The sequence below is a fragment of the Neptuniibacter pectenicola genome (assembly GCF_001597735.1).
GTDB classification, from domain to species: Bacteria; Pseudomonadota; Gammaproteobacteria; order Pseudomonadales; family Balneatricaceae; genus Neptuniibacter; species Neptuniibacter pectenicola.
In genome coordinates this window covers 1-250 of sequence record NZ_LUTS01000160.1, presented here as the reverse complement: position 1 = coordinate 250, position 250 = coordinate 1, and the positions used below count along the sequence as shown (strand labels likewise).

The window sequence follows — 250 nt, the reverse complement described above, 5'->3', positions numbered from 1 at the left end:
CAGGGAAAGAGATCTTAAACAGCACATGGTCCATAACATAGGTGCCGTAGTCCTGAGTAAACTTGAAGGTCCGATCATCGGGTGTTTGTAACTGCTGGTCTTTATTGGTTTTAGAAAAAGACACATCGTAGAACCCCCATTGCGGCGCGGTCAGTACGCCGGGAATGCCCATTTCACCCCGCAATGACATATCGGCTAGACGGACTGCTCGAGACGTAGCATCCCCCGCCGCCCATGATTTACGTGAGCC

General features: G+C 51.6%; 1 protein-coding gene. It reads right to left on the bottom strand.

What is annotated here, in order from left to right; genetic code table 11:
* The coding region (locus A3773_RS17335) for an MmgE/PrpD family protein (RefSeq protein ID WP_197462883.1) at positions 1 to 250 on the bottom strand (250 nt) is incomplete at both ends.